Source organism: Zooshikella sp. RANM57 (assembly GCF_050749885.1).
Lineage (GTDB): Bacteria > Pseudomonadota > Gammaproteobacteria > Pseudomonadales > Zooshikellaceae > Zooshikella.
The window spans coordinates 50377-76895 of record NZ_JBOIUB010000008.1 but is presented as its reverse complement, the minus strand read 5'-3'; the positions used below and the strand labels follow the sequence as shown (position 1 = coordinate 76895).

Annotated in this window: 28 protein-coding genes; 14 read left to right on the top strand and 14 right to left on the bottom strand. The window is 38.4% G+C overall.

The window, feature by feature from the left end; genetic code table 11:
• Positions 1-47 precede the first annotated feature (47 nt).
• Positions 48-1946, bottom strand: coding sequence for a TIGR00341 family protein (locus ACQ96U_RS16990; protein WP_431722455.1), 1899 nt, complete (start codon positions 1944-1946; stop codon positions 48-50).
• A gap of 299 nt (positions 1947-2245) precedes the next feature.
• Here ACQ96U_RS16990 and ACQ96U_RS16985 point away from each other — a divergent pair, with 299 nt between their 5' ends.
• The gene (locus tag ACQ96U_RS16985) at positions 2246-2890 is read left to right on the top strand and encodes a hypothetical protein (RefSeq protein ID WP_431722454.1); all 645 of its coding nucleotides are present in this window, start codon (positions 2246-2248) and stop codon (positions 2888-2890) included.
• A gap of 109 nt (positions 2891-2999) precedes the next feature.
• On the top strand, positions 3000-3320 hold the full coding sequence (locus ACQ96U_RS16980) for a hypothetical protein (protein ID WP_431722453.1): 321 nt from the start codon (positions 3000-3002) through the stop codon (positions 3318-3320).
• A gap of 82 nt (positions 3321-3402) precedes the next feature.
• Here the strand turns inward: ACQ96U_RS16980 and ACQ96U_RS16975 are convergent, their stop codons facing one another.
• Together ACQ96U_RS16975 and ACQ96U_RS16970 are read right to left on the bottom strand one after the other, a co-directional pair.
• On the bottom strand, positions 3403-3960 hold the full coding sequence (locus ACQ96U_RS16975) for a class I SAM-dependent methyltransferase (RefSeq protein ID WP_431722452.1): 558 nt from the start codon (positions 3958-3960) through the stop codon (positions 3403-3405).
• A 79-nt stretch (positions 3961-4039) separates the two neighbouring features.
• On the bottom strand, positions 4040-5137 hold the full coding sequence (locus ACQ96U_RS16970) for a glycosyl hydrolase family 18 protein (RefSeq protein ID WP_431722451.1): 1098 nt from the start codon (positions 5135-5137) through the stop codon (positions 4040-4042).
• Between the two features lie 309 nt (positions 5138-5446).
• Here ACQ96U_RS16970 and recQ point away from each other — a divergent pair, with 309 nt between their 5' ends.
• Positions 5447-7612 (top strand): DNA helicase RecQ, encoded by a 2166-nt coding sequence (recQ, locus tag ACQ96U_RS16965; protein ID WP_431722450.1) that lies wholly within the window; start codon positions 5447-5449, stop codon positions 7610-7612.
• Positions 7613-7707: 95 nt separating this feature from the next.
• Entirely contained in the window at positions 7708-8172 is a 465-nt protein-coding gene (locus ACQ96U_RS16960) for a hypothetical protein (RefSeq protein ID WP_431722449.1), read from the top strand.
• 37 nt (positions 8173-8209) lie between these two features.
• On the opposite strand, the gene ACQ96U_RS16955 is transcribed toward ACQ96U_RS16960, so the two are convergent.
• The 3 genes from ACQ96U_RS16955 to ACQ96U_RS16945 all read right to left on the bottom strand — a co-directional run bounded on the left by ACQ96U_RS16955 (position 8210) and on the right by ACQ96U_RS16945 (position 9758).
• A complete protein-coding gene (locus ACQ96U_RS16955; RefSeq protein ID WP_431722448.1) occupies positions 8210-8767 on the bottom strand; it encodes a hypothetical protein in 558 nt (185 codons plus the stop codon).
• Between the two features lie 100 nt (positions 8768-8867).
• Positions 8868-9236 carry a DUF1294 domain-containing protein gene (locus ACQ96U_RS16950; RefSeq protein WP_431722447.1) on the bottom strand — a complete coding sequence of 123 codons (369 nt, stop codon included), beginning with the start codon at positions 9234-9236 and terminating at the stop codon, positions 8868-8870.
• Between the two features lie 132 nt (positions 9237-9368).
• Entirely contained in the window at positions 9369-9758 is a 390-nt protein-coding gene (locus ACQ96U_RS16945) for an MmcQ/YjbR family DNA-binding protein (RefSeq protein WP_431722446.1), read from the bottom strand.
• A 143-nt stretch (positions 9759-9901) separates the two neighbouring features.
• Between ACQ96U_RS16945 and ACQ96U_RS16940 the strand changes: the two genes are divergently transcribed.
• Positions 9902-10438, top strand: a complete 537-nt coding sequence (locus ACQ96U_RS16940; RefSeq protein ID WP_431722445.1) for a GNAT family N-acetyltransferase — start codon at positions 9902-9904, stop codon at positions 10436-10438.
• Between the two features lie 61 nt (positions 10439-10499).
• On the opposite strand, the gene ACQ96U_RS16935 is transcribed toward ACQ96U_RS16940, so the two are convergent.
• The gene (locus ACQ96U_RS16935) at positions 10500-10724 is read right to left on the bottom strand and encodes a hypothetical protein (protein WP_431722444.1); all 225 of its coding nucleotides are present in this window, start codon (positions 10722-10724) and stop codon (positions 10500-10502) included.
• Positions 10725-11135: 411 nt separating this feature from the next.
• On the opposite strand from ACQ96U_RS16935, the gene ACQ96U_RS16930 reads away from it, so the two are divergent.
• Entirely contained in the window at positions 11136-11453 is a 318-nt protein-coding gene (locus tag ACQ96U_RS16930) for a hypothetical protein (protein WP_431722443.1), read from the top strand.
• A gap of 10 nt (positions 11454-11463) precedes the next feature.
• On the opposite strand, the gene ACQ96U_RS16925 is transcribed toward ACQ96U_RS16930, so the two are convergent.
• The gene (locus tag ACQ96U_RS16925; RefSeq protein WP_431722442.1) at positions 11464-12732 is read right to left on the bottom strand and encodes a Y-family DNA polymerase; all 1269 of its coding nucleotides are present in this window, start codon (positions 12730-12732) and stop codon (positions 11464-11466) included.
• A gap of 132 nt (positions 12733-12864) precedes the next feature.
• Between ACQ96U_RS16925 and ACQ96U_RS16920 the strand changes: the two genes are divergently transcribed.
• Complete coding sequence (locus ACQ96U_RS16920; RefSeq protein WP_431722441.1) at positions 12865-13569, top strand: phosphohydrolase; 705 nt, start codon at positions 12865-12867, stop codon at positions 13567-13569.
• A gap of 80 nt (positions 13570-13649) precedes the next feature.
• On the opposite strand, the gene ACQ96U_RS16915 is transcribed toward ACQ96U_RS16920, so the two are convergent.
• Positions 13650-14642 (bottom strand): hypothetical protein, encoded by a 993-nt coding sequence (locus tag ACQ96U_RS16915; RefSeq protein WP_431722440.1) that lies wholly within the window; start codon positions 14640-14642, stop codon positions 13650-13652.
• A gap of 243 nt (positions 14643-14885) precedes the next feature.
• Here ACQ96U_RS16915 and ACQ96U_RS16910 point away from each other — a divergent pair, with 243 nt between their 5' ends.
• From ACQ96U_RS16910 to ACQ96U_RS16895, 4 genes are all read left to right on the top strand, one after another.
• Entirely contained in the window at positions 14886-16076 is a 1191-nt protein-coding gene (locus tag ACQ96U_RS16910; RefSeq protein ID WP_431722439.1) for a phage tail protein, read from the top strand.
• Between the two features lie 3 nt (positions 16077-16079).
• On the top strand, positions 16080-16565 hold the full coding sequence (locus ACQ96U_RS16905; RefSeq protein ID WP_431722438.1) for a hypothetical protein: 486 nt from the start codon (positions 16080-16082) through the stop codon (positions 16563-16565).
• A gap of 325 nt (positions 16566-16890) precedes the next feature.
• Positions 16891-17649 (top strand): M15 family metallopeptidase, encoded by a 759-nt coding sequence (locus tag ACQ96U_RS16900; RefSeq protein ID WP_431722437.1) that lies wholly within the window; start codon positions 16891-16893, stop codon positions 17647-17649.
• A gap of 4 nt (positions 17650-17653) precedes the next feature.
• Positions 17654-18376 (top strand): helix-turn-helix transcriptional regulator, encoded by a 723-nt coding sequence (locus ACQ96U_RS16895; RefSeq protein ID WP_431722436.1) that lies wholly within the window; start codon positions 17654-17656, stop codon positions 18374-18376.
• A gap of 155 nt (positions 18377-18531) precedes the next feature.
• Here ACQ96U_RS16895 and ACQ96U_RS16890 read toward each other — a convergent pair whose 3' ends face one another.
• Positions 18532-18897, bottom strand: coding sequence for a VOC family protein (locus ACQ96U_RS16890; protein WP_431722435.1), 366 nt, complete (start codon positions 18895-18897; stop codon positions 18532-18534).
• Positions 18898-19425: 528 nt separating this feature from the next.
• Positions 19426-20202 (bottom strand): EAL domain-containing protein, encoded by a 777-nt coding sequence (locus tag ACQ96U_RS16885; protein WP_431722434.1) that lies wholly within the window; start codon positions 20200-20202, stop codon positions 19426-19428.
• A 451-nt stretch (positions 20203-20653) separates the two neighbouring features.
• Here ACQ96U_RS16885 and ACQ96U_RS16880 point away from each other — a divergent pair, with 451 nt between their 5' ends.
• The 3 genes from ACQ96U_RS16880 (at position 20654) to ACQ96U_RS16870 (ending at position 22589) form a co-directional block, all read left to right on the top strand.
• Positions 20654-21238 carry an adenylyltransferase/cytidyltransferase family protein gene (locus ACQ96U_RS16880; protein WP_431722433.1) on the top strand — a complete coding sequence of 195 codons (585 nt, stop codon included), beginning with the start codon at positions 20654-20656 and terminating at the stop codon, positions 21236-21238.
• Between the two features lie 136 nt (positions 21239-21374).
• Positions 21375-21989: an NUDIX domain-containing protein gene (locus tag ACQ96U_RS16875; protein WP_431722432.1), complete on the top strand. Its 615-nt coding sequence runs from the start codon at positions 21375-21377 to the stop codon at positions 21987-21989.
• 45 nt (positions 21990-22034) lie between these two features.
• Positions 22035-22589, top strand: coding sequence for a hypothetical protein (locus ACQ96U_RS16870; protein WP_431722431.1), 555 nt, complete (start codon positions 22035-22037; stop codon positions 22587-22589).
• 1 nt (position 22590) lies between these two features.
• On the opposite strand, the gene ACQ96U_RS16865 is transcribed toward ACQ96U_RS16870, so the two are convergent.
• The 3 genes from ACQ96U_RS16865 to ACQ96U_RS16855 all read right to left on the bottom strand — a co-directional run bounded on the left by ACQ96U_RS16865 (position 22591) and on the right by ACQ96U_RS16855 (position 26293).
• A complete protein-coding gene (locus ACQ96U_RS16865; RefSeq protein ID WP_431722430.1) occupies positions 22591-24450 on the bottom strand; it encodes a GGDEF domain-containing protein in 1860 nt (619 codons plus the stop codon).
• Between the two features lie 170 nt (positions 24451-24620).
• The gene (locus ACQ96U_RS16860; protein ID WP_431722429.1) at positions 24621-25496 is read right to left on the bottom strand and encodes an endonuclease/exonuclease/phosphatase family protein; all 876 of its coding nucleotides are present in this window, start codon (positions 25494-25496) and stop codon (positions 24621-24623) included.
• A gap of 80 nt (positions 25497-25576) precedes the next feature.
• Complete coding sequence (locus ACQ96U_RS16855; protein WP_431722428.1) at positions 25577-26293, bottom strand: thiol:disulfide interchange protein DsbA/DsbL; 717 nt, start codon at positions 26291-26293, stop codon at positions 25577-25579.
• Positions 26294-26519: the final 226 nt, after the last annotated feature.

Genomic DNA, 26519 nt, shown 5'->3' with positions numbered 1-26519 from the left:
GCTTGAGTGCAGTTTTATTTAAATTATTTGTTTTAAGTACCAATAAACTAAAATTTAATAACAACCATCATTTCAATTTGTAATGGTTGCTGTATTTTTTCCTCCATCATTTTTTTGATTGATGCAAGCATCTCTTTTTTAGGCGGTTGATTGGTAACTAGTTCAAAGTGTACCGATAAAGGCTCACTCCGCCTTATGACGATGTTTCGTAAGTCAGCATTATTTAGAGGAATGGTTGATAATTCCATTTCCCATCGATTTTTTTGAACAATTTTATAAAAGCTTGTAGCTAATGGAATAGCAACAAAGCATGTTAATAAAATCGAAAACAGTAGTCCTTTTTTCGCCCGGGTAAAGGGTGAAAATCCTAGCCAGAAAAAAGTAGCTGCTGCTGCGAGTACAATACCTGCCAAGTTAGTAAGAAAAAGTAGGAACGAACCAGAAACAACAGTCCAATCAAGCCAACCAATACCAATGCCTGTTGTGGCAATAGGTGGAATAAGTGCGACGGCGATGGCGACACCCGCAAGACTTTTAGCGACTTCTGCTCTGGCATGGGCATAAGCACCTGCAATGCCTGAAATAATTGCGACACCTAAATCTAAAAGCGTTGGTGAAGTTCTAGCCGCCATTTCTGTGGTAATAAATTGTAATGGGATTATGAGCGTTAGTAACACACTGAAAAAAAGGGCTAACGATAAACCTGCTAGCAAAGCCTTGCAACTTAGTGAAATTAAACTGAAGTCTTGACGGACAACACCCATTGCAGCTGAAATAATAGGACCCATTAAGGGGGCAAGCAACATGGCACCAATAAGCACTGCAGCGGCGTTTGCAAATAAACCCACTGTAGCAAGTAAAGTGGATAAAACCATTAGGGTTAAATAATTGGCTGATAATGTAGCATTGTCTTTGAGGGCGCTATAAATATCTCGGAACTCATCTGTTCCTGCGTGCAAATGCCAGGGGAGGTGTTTGGCTATTAATTCATTCACAGTATCGCCAGTAGGCAAATGCTGAACTCGATAACTTTCTTTTTGGGTTGCAGCTGATTTATCAATGGTTAAGTACTTACCAGGAATCAGGTTGATGGCTCGAGGAATAATACCCAGTTGTAGAGCCTCAGCTTGAGCTGTTTGATTATCGATTCTGTAATTAATGTTACAATCACAAGTAATATTGAGCGCACCTGCTTTAATGTGACCAATAAATTCAGGTAATTTACTGGAGGGTTTGATCGCTATACAGAACATGCCAAATATCAGTTCTCGTATACTACGCGGTGAAAAAAGAAATGTGTGAAATAAACCATCATTGATATTTGTTTCACCAATCAATTCTTGGATGTAACGCGTATTACGAGCATGTTCAACGATAGATATTGCTAATACAGCAGTGGAGATGGTTTTTTCTTTTTGAGTTACCAGTGTCACTTTGAAAGGTTGTTTAATTAAAAGCTTTCTCCACTGTTGAAAAAAAACTTTTAGACGATCAAAGAGTGAACCACTTCCAATATTAACAGGCTTGAGGCCTAAGAAGTCGCCAATTTCAACGGAGTTGAGTACAACCTCACTATTACATATTAATAAGTCAATGAGATGTGGATCTTGGTTAAAGATATCATGTACAGCATCTGCCATTTTACTTGATAAGCCGTAGCCAACCACTGCATTTGGTGAGTCTGGATGAGGCAGGATGCTAATAGTACAGTTGCTGCCGTTTACCTGAGTAATGATTTGCTTTAAAAGACTATCCGGTAAATATAAGATTAATAGCGTGTGAGCAGGACACTGTCCAAGCCATTCTTGGTTTATGTCTTGTGCGTGAAGAATTTGAATTGTTGATTGAGGAGCGTGTGAAGCAACAAGCTTGACCACATCGTCAGGGGTTGTGTCCTCAGTTAATAGGTATAACGTTTCTGGAATCTCTTGGGTATTGGTATCCATTACATTGACTCATCTTAGGGTAAAGCCGTCTCAATTTTCATCCTAGTATATATCTACTAAGGTAGTTGATGAGAGGTCTGGCAAGTGTGATGAAACTTCTATTGATACGCTGATTGTTTCATAAAGTTATGTGGTTAAGTGATTAGGTCTAATAAAGACATGGAAGTCATGTCGCGCAAATCTAAAAAAATGGCCTTAGAATGCACCTTCTCACTATGTTTGTACTCTAACAACAAGTTAAGTGTTTAAAGAGCAGTATCATTATGTTGGGGAGCTGTACATTGTACAGAAATAGCACAATGTTAAGATCTTTTGGTATAGTAATAGGTTTTATATTGCACTGTTATGCATTGAGTGCAGAAGCAGGAGCATGTCCTGGATCAGACTTACACAAAGCCGGAATGGAGCCTTTTTTACAAGTAAATGCTTATATATTTTGTGGAAAAGGTAATGAAGTATCTTCTAAAGAGTATCGAGCTTCTAATTATGACGTTGTAGACATTCAGTCAAAAAAAAAGGTACTTTCGTTTTCAAAACAGCAAACGACACATATTACCTTGAAAGGTGAACGACTTAGTGTTGAAACATTCTTCCCATTGCCCGCTGGTGAAAAATGGGGTATGAAACAATACCCTCATTATCGATACACACTTGAGAATAATAAATTTAAAAAAAGTTACATATTTCAAATGCCCACAATTCCTAAGGAGTCACTAAAAGCAGCAATTAATATGATCAAAGAAGTAGATAAAAGCGTTGATAGGGCGCAGCAATTATCATCAGTATTGCTCTTAGCTGCTTTGAATAAATCAGTTGAAGCTGAAAAAGCACTTCTTTCTTTAGACAAAAAGATCAATATGGATGTTTATCATTTGGCAGCGCATAAACAAAATATTGATTTTTTAGCGGAATATAAATCTGAAAAAAACACTGAAGTCAAGTGAGGAAATTAAGAACTGTTGCTGTGTAATTTAACTGTTCCTCACTCAATATATATTTTTAACAATTGAATAGTTTTAAGTTTTTACCTAATTGTAGCTGTTGAAACCAAGAATGCTTGATGGGGCAACAGGTGCATTAGATGTACAGAATTTCGGCTCAGGTGTTATTTCACCTATTTCATTAGGTGATTTTACAGATATGTCAACTGCAACAGAATCCATTTTTGAGTATAATGGTCCAGATGAAGTATTTTTTGATGTTCCTTTTACAGATCTTTCTGCAGCTGAACAGATTATAACATTTGATGCCATGCACTTCATTGTGGCTGTAAGTGCTCCGTCTCCATTCTTACTATTATTATTTACAATGCTTTTGGGTATACTTTATAGTCAAAGATCTACTGGTGTGAGTAAGCGTTTTCTTAACTGTTAGTATGCTGATTTTTCCAACATAAAAAGCCGATAGCTATATATCGGCTTTTTATGTTTAGTATGGTTTAACTATTTGAGGTTAATTATTCATTTTTACAAATCCACAGGGTGAACAATACTTCATCATCCTCAATGGTTTGCTCTTCAATTATTTTAAATGTAGAGTGTTCTAAAATATCCAAGAAAGATTGTCGTGCTTCAGTGTTATTAGGTAAACCTCCATCTTTGACAATAATAAAGTGGCCATCAGGCTTAAGAACTCGATGGATTTCTTTTAAGCCTTGCTGTTGGTTCTCCCAGTGATCAAAAGAATCAAATGCCAATATAAAGTCTGCTGAATTATTCTCAATCGGTATGTCTTCAGCGCTACCTACTTTAAATATAATGTTACTAGCCGTTGAGTCACTCGTCGTTTTTTCGCGGGCAATCTCAATCATGCGAGGGACTGGATCAACGCCTATTAGTATGCCTTGAGTAACTTGTTTCGCGGCATGCCTTAAGGCACAGCCGGTGCCACATCCGATATCAATCACAATTGAATTATCTGGTAGTTTTAGAGCTTCAATACCTAGTTTATTTGTAGGGTATTCACCATATTTGTGGGCATACCACTCAGCTGTTTCTGTGTTCCAATCACTCATACGTTTTTTAAACCTTTACTTCAGGGTATTTGTTAAACAGGGTTATGTATTAGCTAATGGTATTAATGGTGTATGAAGACTATTGACTAAAGCATTGTGGATCTGTTTTTACATCGGGCCAAATAGCTTGTAAGAATGTTTCAGAATTTCTATTAACATTAAAAACCATCATTCCTCCGCCAAGTTGCCGAGACTTTAAGCATGCTGAGATTTGTTTAGCTGTTGATGTAGGTGTTATTACAGTAGAAACTCCGATACCAAGCTTTTCTTTTGACATACCTGAGTTGAGATAGCCGTCGATCCGATTACAGCCAGAAGCCCAGTAACTCATTTCCCAACCATAAGACAGCTGTTCATGAAGTTTTTTATTTTGCCATTGCGCATTAAAATAGCGTTGATCATGAAAAAGCGCTTTAGAAATAATTTTGTTTGGCATAACTTCACGCAGTGCGCTGGTCACTTTGATAAGGGAATCATCATACTCACGATTACACTTTGAGTATTCATCATCAATATCAATCCCATCTAGTTTATACTTATCAACAGCATTTTTGAGAACCTCAGCAAATGCACTAGCTTGCTGGATATTAGCGAAACAAGACCAACCAGCATTTTGGTGATTACCAAGTACATCTAATACAACTTTGATTCCTTTCGCTTGAAGTTCTCGGACCTGGTTAATATTGTTTTCTAACAGATCCGTCACCTGTGGATTTAGATGCAGTGAGGCTTTGTTTCCATCGTAGTTAATATTGGCAGCAAAAATCACTGCTATATCAAACAAAGGTTTATCGTCAGCTTTGATGAAGCATCCTGCATCACGAACAGGATAATCATTTACCTCTACATAGGCGACTTTCAACATGTTGTCTATAGGTGATTGTGGCCCATCATGATCAATTTGTTTACATAACGATGTTCCTAAATGTCGAGAGTCATTTTTCATGACTTTACAGCCATAACCAGGACCTGATAATGAAGCATGTTCATTCAAACGAGCTATGTCCCAATCATCAAGAAGAAGGCAATACTTTTCTCTTTCAATGGTTACATCTTGCAAAGAGATATGGGTATAGTTTTTTGGACAGAATTGGCTATCAATACGGGTAATATCTGATGCCATCGAGAATGTCGCTTGAGTGATTAAGTATGCTAATGGGATTAGTTTTTTAATCATGTCGCTATTCCGTTTTTTGGTTAAATCCTTTATTTGCAAATATAGAAGATAGATAAGAAGAGAATTTGTCAAGTCAAACTTTAAAATAAGTCAGAAGCGTTAGTTGGATTACTGATTACTCTCAGTCTAAGGCTAGAGTGGTATATCCCGAGCATTAGTTCTAAAACAGAAAGTGTATAAAAAATAATCACTTTGGCTTGGTTAGTAAGGAGTGGCATAATAGCCAAATGAAAATGCTATGTTGTGAGAAGAACTTCTACGTAGCCTGTGTAGCAATGTGTGTAATGAAGGATCTCTGTTGACAGTCTTATGATTGAGCAAGCCCAACATGTTTTGAAGCATGTATTTGGTTACGATAACTTTCGTCCATTACAGCAGGAAGTGATTACCAATATCGTATCTGGTAAGGACACACTTGTTATCATGCCTACAGGGGGAGGTAAGTCGCTTTGTTATCAAATCCCTGCGTTGTTGTTTTCTGGCATTACGATTGTTGTATCTCCTTTGATTTCTTTGATGAAGGACCAGGTTGAGCAGTTAAAACAACTGGGTGTGAGTGCTGTTTTTTTGAATAGTAGTTTGAGCGCTCAAGAGTATCAGCACAATATTGATATGATCCTGCGTAAGGATGTGAAGCTAATTTATTTAGCACCAGAAACGCTTTTACAAAGAAAAATTCTCTCATTGTTATCTACGATTAAGATTGACTGTATTACGATCGATGAAGCGCACTGTATTTCCGAGTGGGGGCATGAGTTTAGGCCTGAATATCGTCAGCTCCTTCAGTTAAGAAGTATATTTCCTCATGCGGTCTATGTAGCACTTACTGCTACAGCAACGCCTCAGGTTCAGAAAGATATATGCAATAACCTGAACTTAGATAATCAAAATACGTTCATTGCGAGTTTCAATCGAACGAACCTATTTCTTCAAGTGTTACCTAAAAAAAATCCTTTGCAACAAACATCACAGTTTCTGCAAAATTTTAAGCAACAATCAGGTATTATCTACTGCTTAACCCGACGGCAAGTTGATGAACTAACAGCCCATCTTCACTATCAAGGTCACTCTGTTTTGCCTTATCACGCAGGTCTTAGCGATGAAGAGCGGGCAAAAAACCAGGACAGGTTTATTCGCGATGATGTCAGTATTATTGTTGCTACTGTGGCATTTGGCATGGGTATCAATAAGCCTAATATTCGCTTTATTTTGCATTATGATTTACCCAAGAACATAGAAGGGTATTATCAGCAGATTGGGCGAGCTGGGCGAGATGGTTTACCAGCCCAATGTTTGTTGTTATTTGGCTATAGTGATATTCAAAAACTCAGGTACTTTATTGAACGGATGACAGAGCATGAACAAACTCATGCTATTACACACCTCCAAGCAATTATAGGGTATGCTGAGACGGAAAATTGTAGACGCGAAATACTGATTAATTATTTTGGTGAGGATTACTCTACTGATAATTGTAAGCTATGTGATAACTGTCTTTCTGAAAAAACACCTAAAACTGATGTCACGGTGGCTGCACAAAAATTTTTATCTTGCGTCAAGCGAACAGGTGAAATTTTTGGTGCATCTTATATTGTCGATGTGCTTAGAGGTTCGAATTCAGCTAAGGTTATCAGTAATAACCACCATCAGTTATCGACTTACAACATCGGGTTAGAGTACAGCAAAGATACCTGGATGTTACTTGCGAGACAATTTATTCAGCAGGGTGTTCTTGTTCAAGACTTACGACTAGGTGGCCTTAAGCTTAACGCAAACTCATGGCTGGTTATGCGAGGACAGAAAGTTGTACGGGCACGGTTTACGTCTTCTGCTAATCGCAGTAATAAGCTATTAGATGAGCTTAATTATGATCAACTGCTGTTTAGCCAATTAAGACAATATCGAAAAGAATTAGCGGATAAAATGGATGTGCCGCCATACACAATATTTTCTGATAAATCACTTCAGGAAATGTGTATATATTATCCACAAAATAAAACAAGTATGTTAGCCATTCATGGGGTTGGTGATGCTAAGTTTGAAAAGTATGGTGAAGCATTTTTAGAAATTATTAGTCATTACTGTGCAAAAAATAATATTGAAGAAAAACATAAAAATGTATCAAAATTCAGTAAAATAAAAAAACGTAAAATAGATACTCGTAAGTATGTTTTAGTGAGTGAACGATATAATAACGGAGAGACAGTTGACCAGTTAAAGAGTGACTTGAATGTGACTCGAAATACCATTTTAAGTCATCTATATCACTTTATTATGGATGGAGGTAAATTGCGTCAGGATAACGAGCTATTTACACTGTCTGAGCTGTCTAAAGTGCAAAAAGAACAAGTGCTCTCACTATTTAAAGAATTTGGGTTTGAGCGATTAAAGCCTGTTTATCAAGCTTGTAGTGAAGCAGTCAGTTATGATGAATTACATATCTTGCGTATTTACTACCTGATTCAGGTTTCATAATTTAGAGTAAATATATTGGATAATTACTCCTTGCTTGAGTATAGCAATAGGGCAATTGCATATAACTTTACTTATATAAGTTAAATGGATAGAGTATGAAAATATATAAATTATTTTTAATAAGTGCTACCTTGCTGTCGCAGATTGTATCGGCAGATGTGTTGAGGTTTTATCAAATAAATGAGAGTAGCGAAAAGCTTTGCGAAGAGGCTTTGTTAGATGATAGTAATGCAATTAATCAAAAATTGAAAAATCACTTAATTACTATTGTTAATGTTGATCCCGACAAGAGTTTTAATGTTGATTCAACAACAAAAAATGGGAATAAGTTGGTTATTACAGGGAAATTGTTTACTGAGTCTGAAGATCATAATAAAAAATTATTAGGTATTACATTACATACAATAAACAAAGACTCAGATGGAATACTGATTAAAACCGAAGTCAATTTAAAATATGATACTCCCCAGTTAATTGGTGCGCTCTGTAATAAAGAAAGTAGTGAGTCGAAGGGAACAATAGCATCTAAACTATGGTTTGCTACATTAACTAAAAAATAAATATAGTGATTGTTATGGTAAGCTAGGGAAAGTGCATTTAGCACTTTTCCTGAGTGTGGCAGGCAAGTTCGTAATAGTGGTTGTTGTTATAGCTAAACTCTTGAATAACATCAAGTCCCAGTTTTCTAGTGTGTGCTTCGAAAGATCGAGTGTTGATTTTATTAATAAAAGTGACAAGTATTGGATAGCGCTTTGACATTTCTTTTTTAGCGAAATGAAATATTTTTTCTAAAGTGCCATTACCTCGAAGGTGTTTATCGACACATACAGGGCCGTATTGATATGAATTTTCCGTACTAAGTGTTTGCCCAAGGTATGTTATATTGGGTAAATCTTTAATCATATGAGCAAACATAGGCCAGCTTGACCAAAACTTCCAAGAAGCCGCCATTACATAAGCAATAACATTTTCACCATCTTTTGCAATAAATAACCCTTGTTCATCTTTTACTAAACTTGTTAGCTGTTCCTTTGTGAATGCAGTGGTTACAAATCCACTTTCTTTGTCCTGTTCTTCAATAGAGTCAATCTGGTATTTATAATGAAGAGCTAAAGTACTATCAATGTCTTCAAGCTCAGCAATCTTTAACTGCATATGTGTACTCATTTTCCTAATGTTTTAGCCTTAGGTCAGTATATCACAGCATATTAATAGTCGGCTATTATGGCAGATATATATTTTGCTTTGCTACAGCTTAAAAAAGAGGAAAAATTTGATGGGAATAAATTGAAAATAAAATTAGCACAGTTATATTAAGAAGTATGGAAAACCAAAAGACAACCTGAAAGGGCTTCTTTTTCGTTTTATGATTAAATACCTGTTGACCTAACATTGCACCTGGCCAACCTCCAAGAATGGAAAGTAGCTGTAAAGTATTTTCACTGATTCGCCAGCTGCCTTTTTCTGCTGCAGATTTATCTACCTTATACATAAAAAAGGCAACTAAACTTAAAATAGCGTATAATATGCTAATGTAATAGGAAACTTTATGGGCAAAGATCAGATACCCAATAAATATGCCAAATATACAAATGGTAATGATTGAGCGTCTGTATTTTTTCATGGTGCTGATAGATTATATTTTACTGCGTATTAACATTACTTTATGGACTTGGTGTAGATAATACAATGTATTGTCTGTTGCTGTTGTCTATTGGCACTCATTATTAAACGCAGTATACGATATATGATATTATCAAGTCTTATAAATGACTGCTTTGCCATGTCTGAGTTCCAGGCTTGTACGTGTCGCTTTATTGAGCCCTTTGACAACTAAGCTGTATGAGTTATCAATCATTCTTTCTATTTCACCTTTTGGCAGTGATCCGTCAATGATTACTGTATTCCAATGCTTCTTATTCATATGATAACCAGGTTTAACGGCTTCAAAGAGATCTCGTAGTTGAATCGCTTCAATGGGGTCGCATTTCAAATTAAGGTTAATAATGTCATCCTGTGATGAAAGCAGTGCGAACATTTTTCCTAATACTTTAAAAACGGCTACGTCAGGCCCAAAAGGGTAATCTTCTATAGTTTCTGGTTTTGCTAAAATGTATTGTCTGATTTTTGACCTTGTTAGTGTCATTTGTTTTTACCCTGATTGTTAATATGTTCACTAAGTTGATCTATCATTTGAGCTAGTTCTTAGCTGATGATTGTATCAGATAGTAGCGTTAATCATTTAAGAATATAATCGCTCTATGTTAATGTTCAAAGGACTTTAATAAGATGTATATTAGAGAGTCAAAAAATGAAGACATAGAAGACATTATACATATTCATACGGTTGCTTTTGGTAATGATAAAGAAGCAGAGCTTGTTGTTAATTTGCTTAATGATCAAAGCGCTCAACCAAGCTTGTCACTTTTAGCCTTTGTTGATGATTTAGCCGTAGGCCATATCTTATTTACGAGATGCTATCTATCAGGCATAAATCAAGCAGTGTCTTCTGTATTACTTGCTCCTCTAGCGGTAATTACTTCCCACCAAAAGCAAGGTATTGGAGGACATTTAATTAGACAAGGACTTGATACACTCAAGGACAGAAAAACTGAACTCGTATTTGTGTTAGGGCATCCAAACTATTATCCACGTTATGGGTTTTCCTCTGCAGGTTGTCAGGGCTTTCAAGCGCCTTACCCAATACCTGAACAGCATGCTGATGCATGGATGGTTCAGTCATTAGTACCTGGAATTATAAACTCACTTGAAGCAAAGGTTGTATGTGCTGATGCACTTGATAGACCTGAGTATTGGCGTGAGTAAGAGCTTACTTTAACTTATCTAACGTGTTAAGTAGATGCCGTCCTGGCATCTGCTACTCTGATTAGCTTAAGGGTTTGAAGGTGGCTGCATCAATAATGCACCAGATGTGTAATGGGATGGCAATAACTAAAGGAATAAGTAGAAATGATAAGCCATAAGCGCCACCCGTAAAAATGAAGAATAAAATGGCAGCTAACAAACGACCCTGAACTAGCTGACCCAAGCCGGGGATGAAAAAGCTACACAATGCGGCTATGACATTACCGCCAGAACCCTGTCCTGACATACTTATACCTCTGTAAAAAGCAAATTACGTTATTCGTTTATTCTATCATGAAGGATTTACTTATAAAGTATGGTCTTTGTATATATTTGTATATTTCAGAATAGTTAATGATAGTCTATGGCGTTATGTTTTTCTTGTACTCGCCTCTCTAAAGCTTGAGCTTTGTAGCAAAAATGATGAGAGATGTTTCTTGGTTGGCCGCTAATTGAAAGTAATCGGCAGAACGACTCATGCAGTTTATTCTATTCTTAGTACAAACAGGTTTTGTACTTTTTTACGATTCACTATTAGACGGATGCTAGCTCTAATGAAGGCGTTAACAGGTAATTACTTGGTAATAAAAAGTTGTAAAGCACTTTAATGTTAAGAAATATCACAAAGCATTATAAGACTATAGTTTATAGGTGATACATGATGAAATATTTATTAATAGGACTGCTAACAGTTTGTTTAAATTTAATGACTAGTTTGGCCTTAGCTAAAAATGACAAACATCATGATAACTATAATAGTTTGCCTCCAGGGCTACAAAAAAATGTAAACCGTGGGAAGCCGTTACCACCTGGATGGCAAAAAAAACTTGCAAGAGGTGATATTTTAGATGATTCAATCTATATTCGAGGAAGAGTTGTTGTCCCTTTAGGAAGAGATGGTGCGATTACTATTAATGTAGATGGTACATTTATTAAATTATATGAGCATACCCGAGAAATAATTGATATTTTCTAGGTCTGTATTTTTATTTAACCAATACATGTTTTATATGGTTCCAGTTATTTAAATAGTTGGGTGATAACTGTGAGCGTGACATACGCCATGCTTGTTGAATACCATTGCTTGCTAAAAAAAGACCATTGGTAAATTGGTTATTAATGGCATCAATGGTGTTCATGAGTTGTAATGCGCGTGTACTATCGGATTGCTTTGAAAATAAATCATGTTGAACCAAGCAAGTATCACTTAAATCACAAAGCATGACACCTGCTTTAGCATAAGCAAACCCTGGTCGATAAATTGTTTTTAAACCTTTTAATGCACTTTGGACTAGTAAACGAGAATCCATTGTTGGATAAGGTAATGGTATAAATACACTGTGTCGATATTGTCCTTGATGATCAAAAGGACTGGTTCTGATGAAAATCATAATAGTTTTTGCTGTAGACCTTTGACTACGGAGCTTTTCGGCGGCTCTTGACGTATAGCTGCTGATAGCCTCCTGAAGGGTTTCTAGACTAAAAACACGCTTAGAGAATGATCGGCTACAGATGATTTGTTGCTTGTTGGCGACTTGATGTATGAGTCCAATACAAGGTTCACCATTGAGTTCTCTCACAGTGCGTTCTAACAGCACATTGAAATGTTTGCGAATCATTTTAGGTGGAATGCATGCTAAGTCATAAGCCGTAGATAGGCCCATTGTTTGTAGTTTATGGGTTAACTTACGGCCAACTCCCCATACATCTCCCAAAGGCATTGCTTTGAGTAGCACGGTTTCCTGGCCAGGTTGGACTTCATACACACCCTTATACTCAGGATGTTGTTTGGCATAATGGTTGGCTAGTTTTGCCAGGGTTTTAGTGGGGCCGATGCCAATACTCATTGGGAGGCCACAGTACTGTGCTAAAGTGGCGCGAATTTGCTGACCATAAGCTATTGAACTTGAGGAGTTTTCATGGAGGTTAGTCAAGTCCAGAAAGGCTTCATCGATAGAATAGACCTCTACATAAGGTGTGAAGCTTTCCAGTATACTCATCAGCCGTTGAGACATTGCCCCATAGAGACTGTAGTTAGATGAGAATACGGCAACATGATGCTGTTGAATGATATCGCGGGCTTTGAATACAGGAATACCCATACCAATACCTAAGGCTTTAGCTTCTGCTGAGCGAGCAACAATACAACCATCATTATTACTGAGGATAACGATGGGTTTACTGGCTAAATCGGGTCTGAATACCCGTTCACAGCTGGCATAAAAGTTATTAGCGTCACAGAGTGCAATAGTCATAGGTAGGTCAGCTATACTGTAATTATATACAGTATAGCTAATGTAAAAATGCAGAACAATATTTGAGCATCATTTTGATGTTTTGAATGTAACGAGATCAAATTCAAGATAGATCAGTAACAGGTAGCTCACTTGAATATTACAGATTGGGAAAATAGATTCACTGAATATTTACAAGCTCGATTAAATGAGGCTGAAGATAAATCACATGATTTGAGCCATGTAAAACGGGTATGGAATACTGCGAAAGGAATTATGCAAGAAGAGGGGGGAAACGAGCTGATAGTTGTTACTGCTTGCTATTTCCATGATATTGTTAATTTGCCTAAGAATAGTCCTGATAGACATTTATCATCGACATTAGCTGCACAAAAAACGCTGTCCATTTTAGCCGAACACTTTAGTGACTTTCCTAAGGCTTATTATGATGATGTTGAACATGCCATTTGTGCCCATAGTTTTAGCGCGGGAATACAACCAACAACGCTGGAAGCAAAGATTGTTCAGGATGCTGATCGAATAGAAGCCTTAGGGGCTATTGGTTTGGCAAGAGTATTTTATGTTGGTGGGTTAATGGGGCAGGCATTATTTGATGGGAGTGATTTGTTTGCAGACACTCGTGAACTCAATGATCGTCAATATGCACTTGATCACTTTCAGCAGAAACTATTGAAGTTGCCTAACACAATGCAAACCGCAACAGGTCGGAAAATAGCAATACATAATGCAAAGTATTTAATTGACTTTATGGCGAAGCTGTCCAGTGAAATTAAAGGTGAGCATCATACAAAAGATTCCGAAGTGATTGCACGCTTTGAATTGATGTTTACTGAGTAAAATATCATTAAATTCGCTAACCTGTTCTGAAAAGAACCGCTAGCGAATTCTAATTTAAATAGTCAACGTTAGTGAGGTACTTAAAAAGTGGCTGAATTGAGTGGGAGCTGCATCCACTCAAAAGGCACTTGCTGTTCTTCAGTATATGCTTCGAACAAATCAACAGCATCACGGATACGGTGTAAATACTTATCTGCAGTTTCCTGATGAAAGCCGATGGAAACATAAATAGTTTGTTGAGGATTTTGTTGCCACTTTTTAATATTTTGTTTTAGTACAGTTAACATTTCTGGCCCTGTAATATAGTCAGCCAGTATGCCATTATCGGGGATTTCCCATAGGGGGGAATATGCAGGGCCTATAAGATAGGGTTGTGATACAGGTGTAATTGTAGTCCATAAGCCATTAAGCCAGTTGTATAATCGATCCGACCAACGTCTTCCTTTTAGTAATGCTGGCGCTGTTGCGGACGAGTCAAATAAGAAGCCTTCGGCTGATAATGCAGTGATTACATTAGGTTCTGCCATCCATCCACCAGCACGGAAACTGACAGGTTGGTTAAAACCATTATTGATCAAGATTTGTTTACTGACACTGATAATATCTTTTAATTCGTCAGTTGTATAAGCGCTGATGGGTACATTAGCACCACAGTCACCACTGGTATAACAGCTATTAAGTGATATTGGACCTGAATAGGACCAGTTAGGAGAGCGTCTGAACGTAACATTTGCATATTCAACAAGAGAGCGCCAGGCATGAATATGTAGACCATGCTCATCATTATTGCGCAGTACCCGCTTAATTTTCCTGGTAACTTCATAAGGATTAGCATTAGGCTTAGTGTAATATGCTGCATTTAGAAAGTGGAGTAGCCCAATATGTGGATAATCTTCCCGAAAGGCTTCCATGGCTTCTAAATTTTTTTCATCTAATATTCTACCCTCCCAATCAACACTGATAATACCAATCACTTTGCCTTGGGCGTGAGCTTGACTCATTAATGTGAATATCAGAAATACGGATACGAAAATAAAATGTATAATAGACTGATGCTGTTTGCATACTCTCATGACAAGTTCCTTTGTGCAGAATTCCATTACAACGCACGACAGTTTACCCACAAAGTATAAAGCTTGGAAGCTTAGATTTTACTGAATAATGCATAAGCTGTTTGTTGTCATTAAATAGTATTGGTTGCTGTGAAAGTTGTGAAATATTTCACCTGATCATCAGCGTCATTAGCAGGGATAATAAGACCCATCAAGACGCAAGGCAGAGTGATGTCTATTTGAGACGATGATTGGGTAACATATATGGAACAACAGTTTTATAGCCTACTGACTCAGGTAGGTAAGGCTAAAGTGGTCAATTATCATGTACTTGGGAAAACGCTAAATTTATCCAAAATACAAGTAGGTGATGGTGGTGATAAAAAAGGCAAAGAGGTTTTTCCTACAGAAGATGATACGCAGCTTGTTAATCTACGCTGGGAAGGGAATATCAACCGTATTTACGCAGACAGTAAAAATGAAAATTATTTAGCTGTTGAAGCCGTTATTCCTGAAGATATTGGTGGCTGGTATATCACAGAATTTGGTATTGTTGATGATGAAGGCGATTTAGTCGTTATTGGTGGATATCCTAAAACGTATAAACCAAAACTTACCCAGGGATCAGGTAGCAGCCTTTATTTGAAAGTACTTTTTGAAGTATCTAACGCTGAAAATGTTCAGTTAAAGGTTGACCCATCTGTAGTTTTAGCATCACAAGGTTTTGTTTCTGATAGGTTTAATGAGCATTTACACGATAGTAATCCTCACAAGCAGTATTTAAAGAAAGAAGAGTATAGTTCAAGTCAAAAACAAATATCAGCCGAGCTATCGAGATTACCGATTTATCCAGAGGTATTAAATAAAGATCACCGTTTAACGGTTACCAAGAATGGGAATGGCACAATAACAATTGATAAAGGCCAAGTGATTAGATGGCGTGGACATAAGGACTTCCCTACAGAAAATTATACAGAAGCGCAACGGACTTTTAATATCGATAATAATAAAACCTATCATTTAAGGTGGAGCCCTGATACCGGATTTTCATTAAATGACTTGGAAGGTAATAAGTATAATCCTGAAAAGTTGGATGAAATAGATAAGTTATTTGATACTCAGTATGATGATATGTTGGTATGTAAGATTGGTAGAGAAGGAATTATAAGCTTAATAAATTCTGCTAATCTAATGACTGATGGTATATTTATAAATATTGTGGATGGCAAGAGCTTAGAAACGAGAATTAATTGGTCTAGAACTCCTCGAGGCTATGTGGTGGGAATGCATGATCCTGATAATAATGTAAAAACAGACTATGGAATTGTTCCAGATGCATTTGGAGAAATTGGTATAGAAAATACGCGATATAATGCATATTTGAAAATGGTTTCCTGGAATCAGACAAAGGGTACTAGTGGTTATTTATCTGCAAGAGTCCGTTGGGAAGCATAAAAAATGAAAGCAATTACTGATAAAGATTTAATCGTTGGTATAGCTAAAGGCCAATGTGATGGCCTTGAAATACCCGTTTATTTGCAAAATCATAAACTATATACTCTACGCTTTAATGGCGAAGACATAGTAAGTATATCTCAATATAAAAAATTCTTCATTGATGAAACGGGTATAAAACATATCATCCAACATAACTCAACATGGCAGCCATTAGTATGTGATTTCGATGATGAATTGATCTTAGAAAATGGAATTTGGCGTATTAAAAATAATAATGATAAATATAATGAAACGATAAATAGTGTGAGCGCTAAACGAAGAAGTGACTATATAAAAGAAGCTGACCCTTTAAAAAATGAATATGATTATGACCTTATCGTTAACCCTGGTAATGCTGATGCTAAGAAGCATCAGTGGATTGCTAAAGTAAAAGAGATAAAAGCACGTTATCCTTTTCCATCAAAAGCCACATTTAATCTTGAGTAAACTTCTCTGTATAACTTTTGGTTACAAGGAAATTATTAATGTTTTTTAGATAAAAACATGTGTGGCCGTGACAGTAGTGTCACGGCCAAGTAAACGTACTACTCAATGGTTAGTTATACCCTTTGTGAATCAATTATAGGTAGTATTGCCATTACCCCCCACCCTCTTCGCCTATTTCTATAAGTTCATGGCACTTCGTTGCTTGACGGCCTGGCTTAAAAACCATTCACATTAGCGCTATAGAGCCTTTCATTTGTTTTTCATGAGGGTTAAATGGCGATAATATAGGATTGTTTTTTTTAAGGATATTAATAGAGTAGCTTTTATGGAAGATAAGCTGTCTACAGTGATAAGAACGCCAATCGAGCATCATTATTCTAGGGTATCTAGTGATCAGTTGTGTGAGTTACAACACCACAATCAGGCAATTGAACTGAAGCCATTATTACGGTTAAAGTTAGCAAACTGCTACTTTCATGAAGGCCATTATGGTTGTGCTGAGCGTATGTATTGCCGAGAGGTGGTTGCAATACGTTTGCAGGCATTATTAACTGTTCTGCCAGATACTCTGGGTATAATCGTTTTTGATGCGTTTCGCTCTATTGCAACGCAGCATTCACTTTTTGAATCTATTTCAAAGGATATACGATGTCGTTATCCTGCATTCACTGAAAGTGAGCTAAATGCCGAGGTCAGGAAATTTGTCGCTCATCCTGATGAGCCGTCGCGTTTCGCAATCCCTCCTCATAACTCAGGTGGTGCTATTGACTTAGCGCTCTTTGACGTAAGTACGGGGCATCAGTTGAATTTTGGGTCTGGGTTTGATGAGCAGACACCACTTGCCGTTACGGATTATTTTGAGCAGCCTTATGATCGTAGCCAAACTTTATTTAATGAGTCAGAATGGCTAACTATACGCGACAATCGTCGTCTATTGTTTGGTTTAATGAAATCATACGGGTTTGTTAATTTTTCTTGTGAGTGGTGGCATTTTGACTTAGGTGACTGCTTGTGGGCAAATGAGCTAGGTATAGACTGGTATTACCCATCAATGGAACACGATGTGCAAACATTAAAGGAGTAAAGTTATGCAAAAGGTTGATTCTAAGTTAGCGCGTTTTTTTGATCAATTGCCCGGTGCCTGGGGATGCAAGGACGATGAGTCTAACTTTATGTATGCCAATGAGGATTATGCGAGACTGATTGGTCTTAATCATCATCTTGATATCATTGGCCGAACGGACTTTGATATGCCTTGTGAAACAGTTAATTGTGCAGAACAGTTTCGTCGTCAGGATCAGCAAGTAATAGTGGCTAATAAAAAGCTAAGAATACTAGATATTCATCCGTTTGCTGGTGGCGAGTGGAAAGCCTATATTTTTACTAAAACACCTTTACTTGATGATAATGACGGCATAATTGGTACTATTTTTCACGGCGCCGATATTACATCTGCTTCGACTGTAGAACTTGGTACGTTGTTGGGACGAATCCAAATGGGCGCAGCCCAGGGAGACAGTTTAGTCAATCAATCAAGTTATATTTTGGATAAAACCTATGGGGCTGTTAAGTTAACTGAACGACAGTCTGAGTGTTTGTTTTACTTAATAAGAGGCAAAACGGCAAAAGAAATTGCGCAAATATTGGGTTTGTCTATGCGGACAATAGAAATTTATATCAATCAATTGAAAACTAAATTTAATGCTCAAAGTAAAGCTGACCTTATTGACCAGTCAATAAGCATGGGCTATTTGGCATTAATCCCTGAACGTTTATTTTGTCAGCAGTTATCCATGACCTTGAGAGATTAAGTTAATGGTTGCTATAAGGGATATAGGGGTGAGAGGACGAAGCAGCTTAAAGTGGAAAGTGACTTAGGGCTACTTCGTTAGTGTGTTTCACTCGCTATTTAGCATTGGAGTGAAGGATCTTTTTGGCTAGCTTGAATGCAGTGAAATAAACCACATCAGTGCGGTGAAACTAAAGTCAAAATATTTTGGTCAGGGTCATACACGTGGATTAGTTTCATTCCATCTTCTAATTTTTCGGGTGAGCTGTACAACTTGACGTGCTTTCGCTTTAAACGGCGTAATGTTTTACGCATATCTTTGACAATTAATGAAATACCTGTGAAGCGACCAATAAACTGGCTTTTATCCAGGCCATCCGTCGAGATGGTTTCAAGAACCAGTTTGGTTTCGCCAGTATTAAAAACAGCGAATTGTGCCTCCATATTTACATTTTCAACTGGCAGGCCTAGCTGATGCTTGTAAAAGTCCAGAGCTCGGCTGAAGTTGTAGGTAAAAATTCTGACAGCATTCAAGGTATACATTCGCTGCTTATCTCCACATCATGTTTCCTCAAAGAGACATACTGCATCACGTAAGGTTGCAATTTACTTACGGCCCAAGTGTCATCAAGCATACAAGGCATTAAATGAAATGAAAGGGGTTTTTTCATTGGAAGTGTACTGTATTTGGTGGATGTTATTAGTGGCGTTGTGCTAATACCAAAGACATCACACCTAAAACAGATACTAGATCAGTTTATTAAGCCTTCATTGAAGAATAACAATATTTATTGGCCATACCCTTCGTTATGGGTACTCATTGGCCACGTTAACGTCACTCACTGAAGGTATGATGGCATAAGATTCAAATAAAAAAAAACCCTGACCTTAGTTGGGGAAGTGTCAGGGTATATTACTTAACTTTGCCTTAGACAAAAAGGGGTAAACTTCAATACGTGTAACTAGACTAGCTTAGCTAGGCATTTACCAAAATCCGTAGATTTACGCAACACGCTGTGCTATTTACCTACACTTAAGAGACAGATGTGGGCTACCATAAGCATTTATCCACTATAAGATGTATTGCTGTAACTGTTGTACATGTTGGTGAAGTGTAGTGCTTCCAGCATATAAGCTGGGCGATGGTAATGAAAATAAGTTGCCCTGTAGCAAGTCGATGCCACTGCTCAACGCTAATACTGCCTGTTTTTCAGTTTCTACTGCCCTGATTACACTGAGACAACCTGCCTCATTAGCAATGGCAACGAGTTTCGTGAATAGGCGACTGGTATGATGCTGGTTTTCTGTTTTGTTTAAATCTCGCAGATCACACTTGATGATATCAGGTTTTATACATTCAATGTGATAAGCAGTAGCCTTACTAATCTCAATATCATCAAGAGCAACAAGTAGCCCAATTGCTTTATAGATGCTTGCAATTTCTTTAAGCAACCCTTTATCTTTGAATGCCTTTTCGCTCAACTCAACAATCAACTGACAGGGTGAGAGTAGGCTTTGCTTCAAGAGATGATCGAGCAAGTACGAATGACTGATATCTTGTCTAGCTAACGCTTCAGTTTGTTTGAAAAACAGCCAGTTTCCAGAAATATCCTGAGCGGAGAACGACTGACAGTGTGTTATGCGACAAAGTTGATCAAGTAATACGAGTTGATTCTGTCTTGTCGCTAGGCTGAACAGCGCTGCAGGGCTTGTTTTACTTTGCTGGAGATTAAGTGGGGGTTTGCTGCGGATAAATGCTTCATACCCAATCACTTGCTGATGACGAATATTAATAATTGGCTGGAAGCAGCTACTCAGTGTAAAGCCTTGGTATATCAATGATGACATGACAACTCATCATAATCTGTCAAATAGGGCTGGTGTCAGTAAGGTGCTCAGCTAAAAGAGAGGCGCCTAATCTTAAGTTAGATAAAGGCAAAGGCATTGTAAAAAAAATGCCATATATTTTTTGCGCATAAAAAAAAGCCCTAACTATTGGGGGTGTTAGGGCGTTTGAAGAAATTCCATAAAGTTAAGGAGTGTCTTAACAGCGCAAATCCTACCAAAATACTAGTCACCACATATTAGTAGTTATACCCAAGTTTATTCGGTATACACCTAGCAAAATGAACTTGATTCCTTTATATAATACTAAAATAAGCTTAGTGTTTAGTAACCGTTTCTTACTCAACACAAGCGAGCATAGATAGGCATACAGCGAGTTTGGCAGGATGTGGGCATAAATAATCTGATATGTGTAAGTGATAACAACGTTACTTAAATCGAGAAGGTTGTAGGAATGACTCAGGACAGTATTGGAGTATTTGGTTCGGCATTTAACCCACCAACGTGTGGTCACTTAGATGCAATCAGGCAAGCTGCTCCTCACTTTACAATGATCTTGTTACTGCCAGCAGCGGCACATGCCTTCAATAAACAGATGCTGGATTTTCAAACCCGCTTAGAACTGTTGCAGTGCTTTATAAGTGATTTACCCAAACTGAGCTGTAAAGTGGAAGTATGCGCCATTGAACAAGGTATTTTGAATAAGCAGCCACAACAGCCAGTCTATACCTATGATGTACTAAAATTGCTGTCAGAGCAGTACTCACCTGCAACCAAAATTCGTTTTATTCTTGGTCCAGATAATGCGAAACCAGAGGTGTGGAAGAAATTTTATAAGGCCGATGAAATAAAACAGCAGTGGGGTACATTTGTGGTAAAAGAGCAGGAGGCAGTGCGAAGTACTTTAGTTCGTGAACAGCTTCAAAATTTCTATAAAAGTGAAGGTGAGGTGCGAGCCAACTTACATCAACAGCTTTCTAAAATGCTGACCCCCAGCGTGTTAATGTACATTCAACAACACCAGTTATACCGGTCTTAATTAAGTATTAATAAAATTACTTATAAACAGAGGTTATGCGGACTACCTCCCTTTACAGATCCTCGTAAAGCTACCGTCGTTTAAGGAATATGTCCCTACCTCTGATGTAGCCATCGTTTAAACAGTGGATTTAGTTATGATTGAACAACCTAAATTTGATCAGTCTAGTGTTGAAGTAGTTAAACAAGAACGTGTTTTTTCAGGCTTTTTTAAAGTTGATTGTTATCAGCTTCGTCATCAGTTGTTTGCAGGTGGTTGGAGTCAGGTTATACAACGCGAACTTTTTGTAAGACCTGAAGCTGTCGGCGTGCTTTTACTGGATCTTCAGAAGGAAACCGTTGTATTGGTTGAACAGTTTCGTGTGGGGGCATTGGTAGCGGATAAACAGCCCTGGTTAATGGAGGTTGTTGCTGGACTTGTTGCTCCTGGCGAGTCATTAGAAGAGGTTGCACGTCGTGAATCAAAAGAAGAGGCAAACTGTGATATACAACAGCTCATTCCAATTTGTGAGTACTTATCAAGTCCAGGGGGGACTTCAGAAAAGCTCACATTATTTTGTGGCTTAGTTGACAGTTCTAACCTGGGAGGAATTCACGGTCTCGAAGAAGAAGGGGAAGATATTCGCGTTCAGGTGGTTAAAATAGAGGAGGCGTTTACCCTGCTAGGTAAAGGAGTCATTAACAACGCAGCTGCAATTATTGCGCTGCAATGGTTACAGATCAATTTACCAAATTTACGCCACAAACTCTGAAGACTTGCTATACCCTGAAGTCAACTGTCAGTATGAGAGTGAGTGATGGCTTATTCTACTTTACGCTTTATGGTGTGTACCGTTTTGATAGGCATGCTTTCTGGATGCACACTATCAAAATTTTCATTGCCAAGCTTATTTGGACCTAGTGAACCAACAGCTGACTCTCAGTGGGCGTTGTTGCCTTTTGTTAATTATACCAACCAGGGCGATGCTGATGAACAAGTGGAGCGAATGGTCACCGTCTTGTTGCCTTCCCACGGTATAAGGCAGGTGGGGCATTATGCAAAGCCTGCTGCTAATAAAGAATTGACGTTTGTTAATGAGGCTGCACGTTTACAAAGTGCTAAAGCATGGGCACGTAAAAAAGCCTTTGATTTTTATTTAAGTGGTGAAATTACCGAGTGGCAACATGGGGAGGATAATGCTCAACCTGTTGTTACTTTATCACTGACAATAACGTCTTTAGAGGATGATGAAGATGAGGTGATCTGGACGGTATCCGGCACAGGAACAGGTAAACCCGGTGATACCGTTTATGATACGGCGAGAAGCTTACTCAGTACACTGATGAATAGTATGCCTAACGTGGAAGACTAAATCATCCAATACAACATTGGTTTCGCCCACTTTGTTTGGCTTTATAAAGGGCTTCATCAGCACGTGCAAATGCACTATGTGGGTCATCACCTTTCTTGAGTGCAGTTAAACCAAATGATGCCGTGACCGCTACCTCTTCTTGCTGAAAATGAAAAGGAGTTGTTTCAATAAGCTTACGTACTTCTTCGATGACTTGCTGTGCATCTTCAATAGGAGTATTTGACATTAAAATCACAAACTCCTCACCCCCATACCTGGCCACAAAATCTACTTCACGTAATCGTTTGATTAATAATTGTGTAAAGATTTTAAGTAGTTTATCCCCTGCAAGATGGCCGTACTGATCATTAATACGCTTAAAAAAATCAATATCAGCAATACAAATAACTAAAGGGGCCTGATAGCGTTTCCAGCGTGCAAACTCAAGTTGGACTCTCTCCTCATAGGCGCCTCTGTTAGCAAGTTTAGTGAGAGGATCTCGGGTTGCTCTGTCGCGCTCTTTGACTAAATCTGCTTGCAGCTCTTTTGTATGCTGCTCCATACTAGCAATTCGCTCTACCAGTACATTAAGTTGATCTGCAACTTGGGTACGGTCTTTAGCTTGTTTATGGTAAAACTCCATTGACGAGAGAATGTTATCTAAACGGTTTTCTACTGTATGTTTTAGGCTTTGTAAGTCGGCTGCTGAAGAAATCGACTCACGAATACTGCCTACATTGTCTTGAACTGAACTCTGTAAAGCGCTGATATCACCCAATGTGGCATTCATACCGGCTTGAGCCTGCATTAAACGTTGCTGAAAATCACTGAGCCGGTTGTTGAGCTCTTGCAAAAAGTGTTGGAAGTCTTCCCTATTTTGATTAATGACTGCTACAACGACAGCCGTCAGGCTTTCAAGTGTTGGTAGAAGCTCGTACCACGTCAGGGGCTGATTTAGCAGTGTTTTTAGCAGGTCAATATCCTCTGAAAGAGCGTCAACAGAGGGTAGCCTGTTAATAAACTCTTTAAGCAAAGACTCTATTCTTTTAAAGACCATCTGCGCTTGTTTATCAGAATTATCTGCGGCTTCTACTGGTAGAACACTTTTGCTTGGTTCAGTTGGTAACTCTTCTGCCAGAGACTGAGGAGCCGTGTCACTTGATAAGCTGGTTTTACTGGAAGATTTAAACAGCTTCTTCCAAAAAGAAGGTTTTTCTGAGGTTGCTTGTTCAGGTTCACTGACAAAATGTTCTTCTGTATCAAGGTGCTCACTAGTTTGTGAGGGTTCTGGTTCTGACTCTAGAAGCGTTCTTGCTAGCGACGCCTTATCCTCTTTTTCTTCTTCCAAGAGGGTATTCTGGTATTTTGAGCCAGGTTGTTTTACCTCAGACTCATTTAATTGTCTGACCAGTGTTTTTAGCGATTGAATATACCCAGGAAACTCTGCAAGAAAGAGAGACTGCTTTTGGAGTTGTTTAATATTTTGTTTGATTGCTTTATTTTCACTGGCTAAAGCGGGGTGATCCCGAAGAAGCCTGAAGATGGATTCCAGTCCCTCAGATGATTTAGCCAGAGGCTGCTGTTGAATAATACGGTCAGCTTGTTGTTGAAAACTATCCACATGCTGGCTGATATTAAGTTGCAGGGTTTCTCCTCTAAGGCTTTGCTTGAGTGTTTGTAGCTGCTCATCCAAAGGCTGGGCCATGCCTTCACACAGCACAATAGTGACTAATAAGGTTTTACGTAACTGATCAATGCTACCCGTAGCTTGTTGCTCTAGGCTATCAAGTTGCTCCAGCGCATCTAAGTACTTAGCGCGTAGGCGTTCATCATCACCTGGAGAGCTGTCATTAGAATGGTCAGACTTATTGCGAGGTTTCATGCCATAGCTCTGAGGCTTCTTAGTTTTACTTTATAGAGACAAAACGAAATACCCTTACAAGCATGGCACATTTAGTCTGCCTCGCTTAAAAATCTATTTATAAAATAGATTAAAAGCCTACAGTGGTAATGTATGCCAAGGTAAGTGAATGAGATAATGTCGTTAATGCGTTAGTTAGGAAAAGCCAGTTGAAAAGGAAGCTCGATATCGACTGCAACGGGTAAGTGATCCGATAACCGCTTATTGAGGACACTCACTTCATTAATTTTTATTTCGTCACTGACGAGTATGTGGTCTATGGAGCGGGAAGGGCGCCAGCTTGGGAAAGTAAATTCACCGTTATGGACAGGGCGCAGGTGGCCATAGCGTAGTGGTGTTTTCTCTAATAACTGTTCTGCATGTGTATTCATATCACCCATTAAGACGATATGTTTGTGTTCTGCAATCAGATCACAAATATAAGAAAGTTGTCGATTTCGGCTGCGCTGGCTTAAAGAGAGGTGCATCATGACAATAATAATATGGTCATTTTCATTCCCCAGGCGAACCACAATGGCACCTCGACCTGGTAGCCGGCCAGGCAGTTTGTGGTCTTCGACTTGTAATGGGTTAGCACGACAAAGGAAACCATTGCTGTGTTGCGCAAATCGACCTAAGTCTCGGTTTAGCTGGTGGTACCAGTAAGGAAAGTGTCCTTTTCGAGCCAAGTACTCAGTTTGATTTATGTAGCCACTGCGGATACTACCGCCATCAACCTCTTGCAGTGCCACAAGGTCAAACTCTCTTAGTAAATGTGCTATTTGATCCAGGTTTTCGTTACGGCGTTGAGAGGGCAAGACATGCTGCCAGCTACGTGTCACGTAATGTCGATAATGTTGAGTGTTAATGCCGACCTGGATATTAAAACTAAGCATTCTAAGTCGATTGCTTAATATCGCAGTAGGTGGTCGCAAGGTATTTTCAGACATCACATTCGCTAGTGCAGGCTGGGCTTGTTCTCGAGAAGTGACCAGTTGCTTTAACGTTTTAACGGATGTCTGGAGCATAAAAACCTCATTCCAGGCGCTACCTACTGCGCATATTAAATAGCTTTAGTCATAGAGGAGCAGGTCTATTGTGCCATTGGTTAGTCTTCTTTGGCTGCTGAAGACTTCACGTTTGCTTCATTGTTATCGTCTTCTTTTTTTGTTTCTACTTTGGCTGTTGTGGTTGGAGCGGCTTTTTCTTTAAGCAATGCCCTTTCTTTCTCAATCAAGAAATCAGCAACAGCCGTCACTTTGTCCTTAGGTGCATTGACTCGATATTTGCCATTTACAATGACAGCAGGCACTCCCGTCAGACGATAGCCACGGAATTTAGCAGCAGCTAAGTTCATTTGGCTGCTCACGCCAAAAGAGTTAAATGTTTGTTCGAATGACTCCTTTTTCACATCATATTTAGCTAAGAACTTAGCCATAGCCTCTGGTGCAGCTAGCTTATTATGCTCTTTATGAAAAGCGTTAAAAATATCTGAGTGCACTTTCTTATCTAATTTTAGAGCATTAACGGTAAAAAAGAGACGTGCGTGCTCACCCCATAAGCCCTTAGTAACAGCAGGGATTTTTTCAAACTTAACGTCTTCAGGCAGTGTTTCAGACCATTTATTAATGTATGACTCCAGGTTGTAGCAGTGAGGACAGCTATAGGAAAAAACTTCAGTCACGTTAACTTTGTTAGCATCAGCTGTTTTTACGGGCTGGGACAGGACGATATAGTCTTTTCCTTCTTGAAATGTTTCTGCCGCAATTGCCATAACGGGCATGACTACTAAAGGAAGCAATAAACGGGACAAGTTTTTAATCATTCTTAGTTCACTCCTGGTGGTTGAGTTTTATTTGCCTAAGGTTGAGTGTTGAGTTGGACCACAAATCTTTGCAAAAGCTCACTGACTATACCCTCTACGAAGGGTATTTCATTGTTACTATGGTCTTGTGAGTTAAAACGCTCTTAATCCTGAGGTTGTTTTATTGGCGAAGATTTAACCTGGCTGCAGCAAAAAAGCTAAATTAACGCCTTGAGGCGTGAGTTAT

Excerpts from the sequence above, each read along its gene's own strand:
- ACQ96U_RS16990 (WP_431722455.1), bottom strand. The coding sequence starts at position 1,946 with ATGGATACCAATACCCAAGAGATTCCAGAAACGTTATACCTATTAACT.
- ACQ96U_RS16985 (WP_431722454.1), top strand. The coding sequence starts at position 2,246 with ATGTTAAGATCTTTTGGTATAGTAATAGGTTTTATATTGCACTGTTAT.
- ACQ96U_RS16980 (WP_431722453.1), top strand. The coding sequence starts at position 3,000 with ATGCTTGATGGGGCAACAGGTGCATTAGATGTACAGAATTTCGGCTCA.
- ACQ96U_RS16975 (WP_431722452.1), bottom strand. The coding sequence starts at position 3,960 with ATGAGTGATTGGAACACAGAAACAGCTGAGTGGTATGCCCACAAATAT.
- ACQ96U_RS16970 (WP_431722451.1), bottom strand. The coding sequence starts at position 5,137 with ATGATTAAAAAACTAATCCCATTAGCATACTTAATCACTCAAGCGACA.
- recQ (WP_431722450.1), top strand. The coding sequence starts at position 5,447 with ATGATTGAGCAAGCCCAACATGTTTTGAAGCATGTATTTGGTTACGAT.
- ACQ96U_RS16960 (WP_431722449.1), top strand. The coding sequence starts at position 7,708 with ATGAAAATATATAAATTATTTTTAATAAGTGCTACCTTGCTGTCGCAG.
- ACQ96U_RS16955 (WP_431722448.1), bottom strand. The coding sequence starts at position 8,767 with ATGCAGTTAAAGATTGCTGAGCTTGAAGACATTGATAGTACTTTAGCT.
- ACQ96U_RS16950 (WP_431722447.1), bottom strand. The coding sequence starts at position 9,236 with ATGAAAAAATACAGACGCTCAATCATTACCATTTGTATATTTGGCATA.
- ACQ96U_RS16945 (WP_431722446.1), bottom strand. The coding sequence starts at position 9,758 with ATGACACTAACAAGGTCAAAAATCAGACAATACATTTTAGCAAAACCA.
- ACQ96U_RS16940 (WP_431722445.1), top strand. The coding sequence starts at position 9,902 with ATGTATATTAGAGAGTCAAAAAATGAAGACATAGAAGACATTATACAT.
- ACQ96U_RS16935 (WP_431722444.1), bottom strand. The coding sequence starts at position 10,724 with ATGTCAGGACAGGGTTCTGGCGGTAATGTCATAGCCGCATTGTGTAGC.
- ACQ96U_RS16930 (WP_431722443.1), top strand. The coding sequence starts at position 11,136 with ATGATGAAATATTTATTAATAGGACTGCTAACAGTTTGTTTAAATTTA.
- ACQ96U_RS16925 (WP_431722442.1), bottom strand. The coding sequence starts at position 12,732 with ATGACTATTGCACTCTGTGACGCTAATAACTTTTATGCCAGCTGTGAA.
- ACQ96U_RS16915 (WP_431722440.1), bottom strand. The coding sequence starts at position 14,642 with ATGAGAGTATGCAAACAGCATCAGTCTATTATACATTTTATTTTCGTA.
- ACQ96U_RS16910 (WP_431722439.1), top strand. The coding sequence starts at position 14,886 with ATGGAACAACAGTTTTATAGCCTACTGACTCAGGTAGGTAAGGCTAAA.
- ACQ96U_RS16905 (WP_431722438.1), top strand. The coding sequence starts at position 16,080 with ATGAAAGCAATTACTGATAAAGATTTAATCGTTGGTATAGCTAAAGGC.
- ACQ96U_RS16900 (WP_431722437.1), top strand. The coding sequence starts at position 16,891 with ATGGAAGATAAGCTGTCTACAGTGATAAGAACGCCAATCGAGCATCAT.
- ACQ96U_RS16895 (WP_431722436.1), top strand. The coding sequence starts at position 17,654 with ATGCAAAAGGTTGATTCTAAGTTAGCGCGTTTTTTTGATCAATTGCCC.
- ACQ96U_RS16890 (WP_431722435.1), bottom strand. The coding sequence starts at position 18,897 with ATGTATACCTTGAATGCTGTCAGAATTTTTACCTACAACTTCAGCCGA.
- ACQ96U_RS16885 (WP_431722434.1), bottom strand. The coding sequence starts at position 20,202 with ATGTCATCATTGATATACCAAGGCTTTACACTGAGTAGCTGCTTCCAG.
- ACQ96U_RS16880 (WP_431722433.1), top strand. The coding sequence starts at position 20,654 with ATGACTCAGGACAGTATTGGAGTATTTGGTTCGGCATTTAACCCACCA.
- ACQ96U_RS16875 (WP_431722432.1), top strand. The coding sequence starts at position 21,375 with ATGATTGAACAACCTAAATTTGATCAGTCTAGTGTTGAAGTAGTTAAA.
- ACQ96U_RS16870 (WP_431722431.1), top strand. The coding sequence starts at position 22,035 with ATGGCTTATTCTACTTTACGCTTTATGGTGTGTACCGTTTTGATAGGC.
- ACQ96U_RS16865 (WP_431722430.1), bottom strand. The coding sequence starts at position 24,450 with ATGAAACCTCGCAATAAGTCTGACCATTCTAATGACAGCTCTCCAGGT.
- ACQ96U_RS16860 (WP_431722429.1), bottom strand. The coding sequence starts at position 25,496 with ATGCTCCAGACATCCGTTAAAACGTTAAAGCAACTGGTCACTTCTCGA.
- ACQ96U_RS16855 (WP_431722428.1), bottom strand. The coding sequence starts at position 26,293 with ATGATTAAAAACTTGTCCCGTTTATTGCTTCCTTTAGTAGTCATGCCC.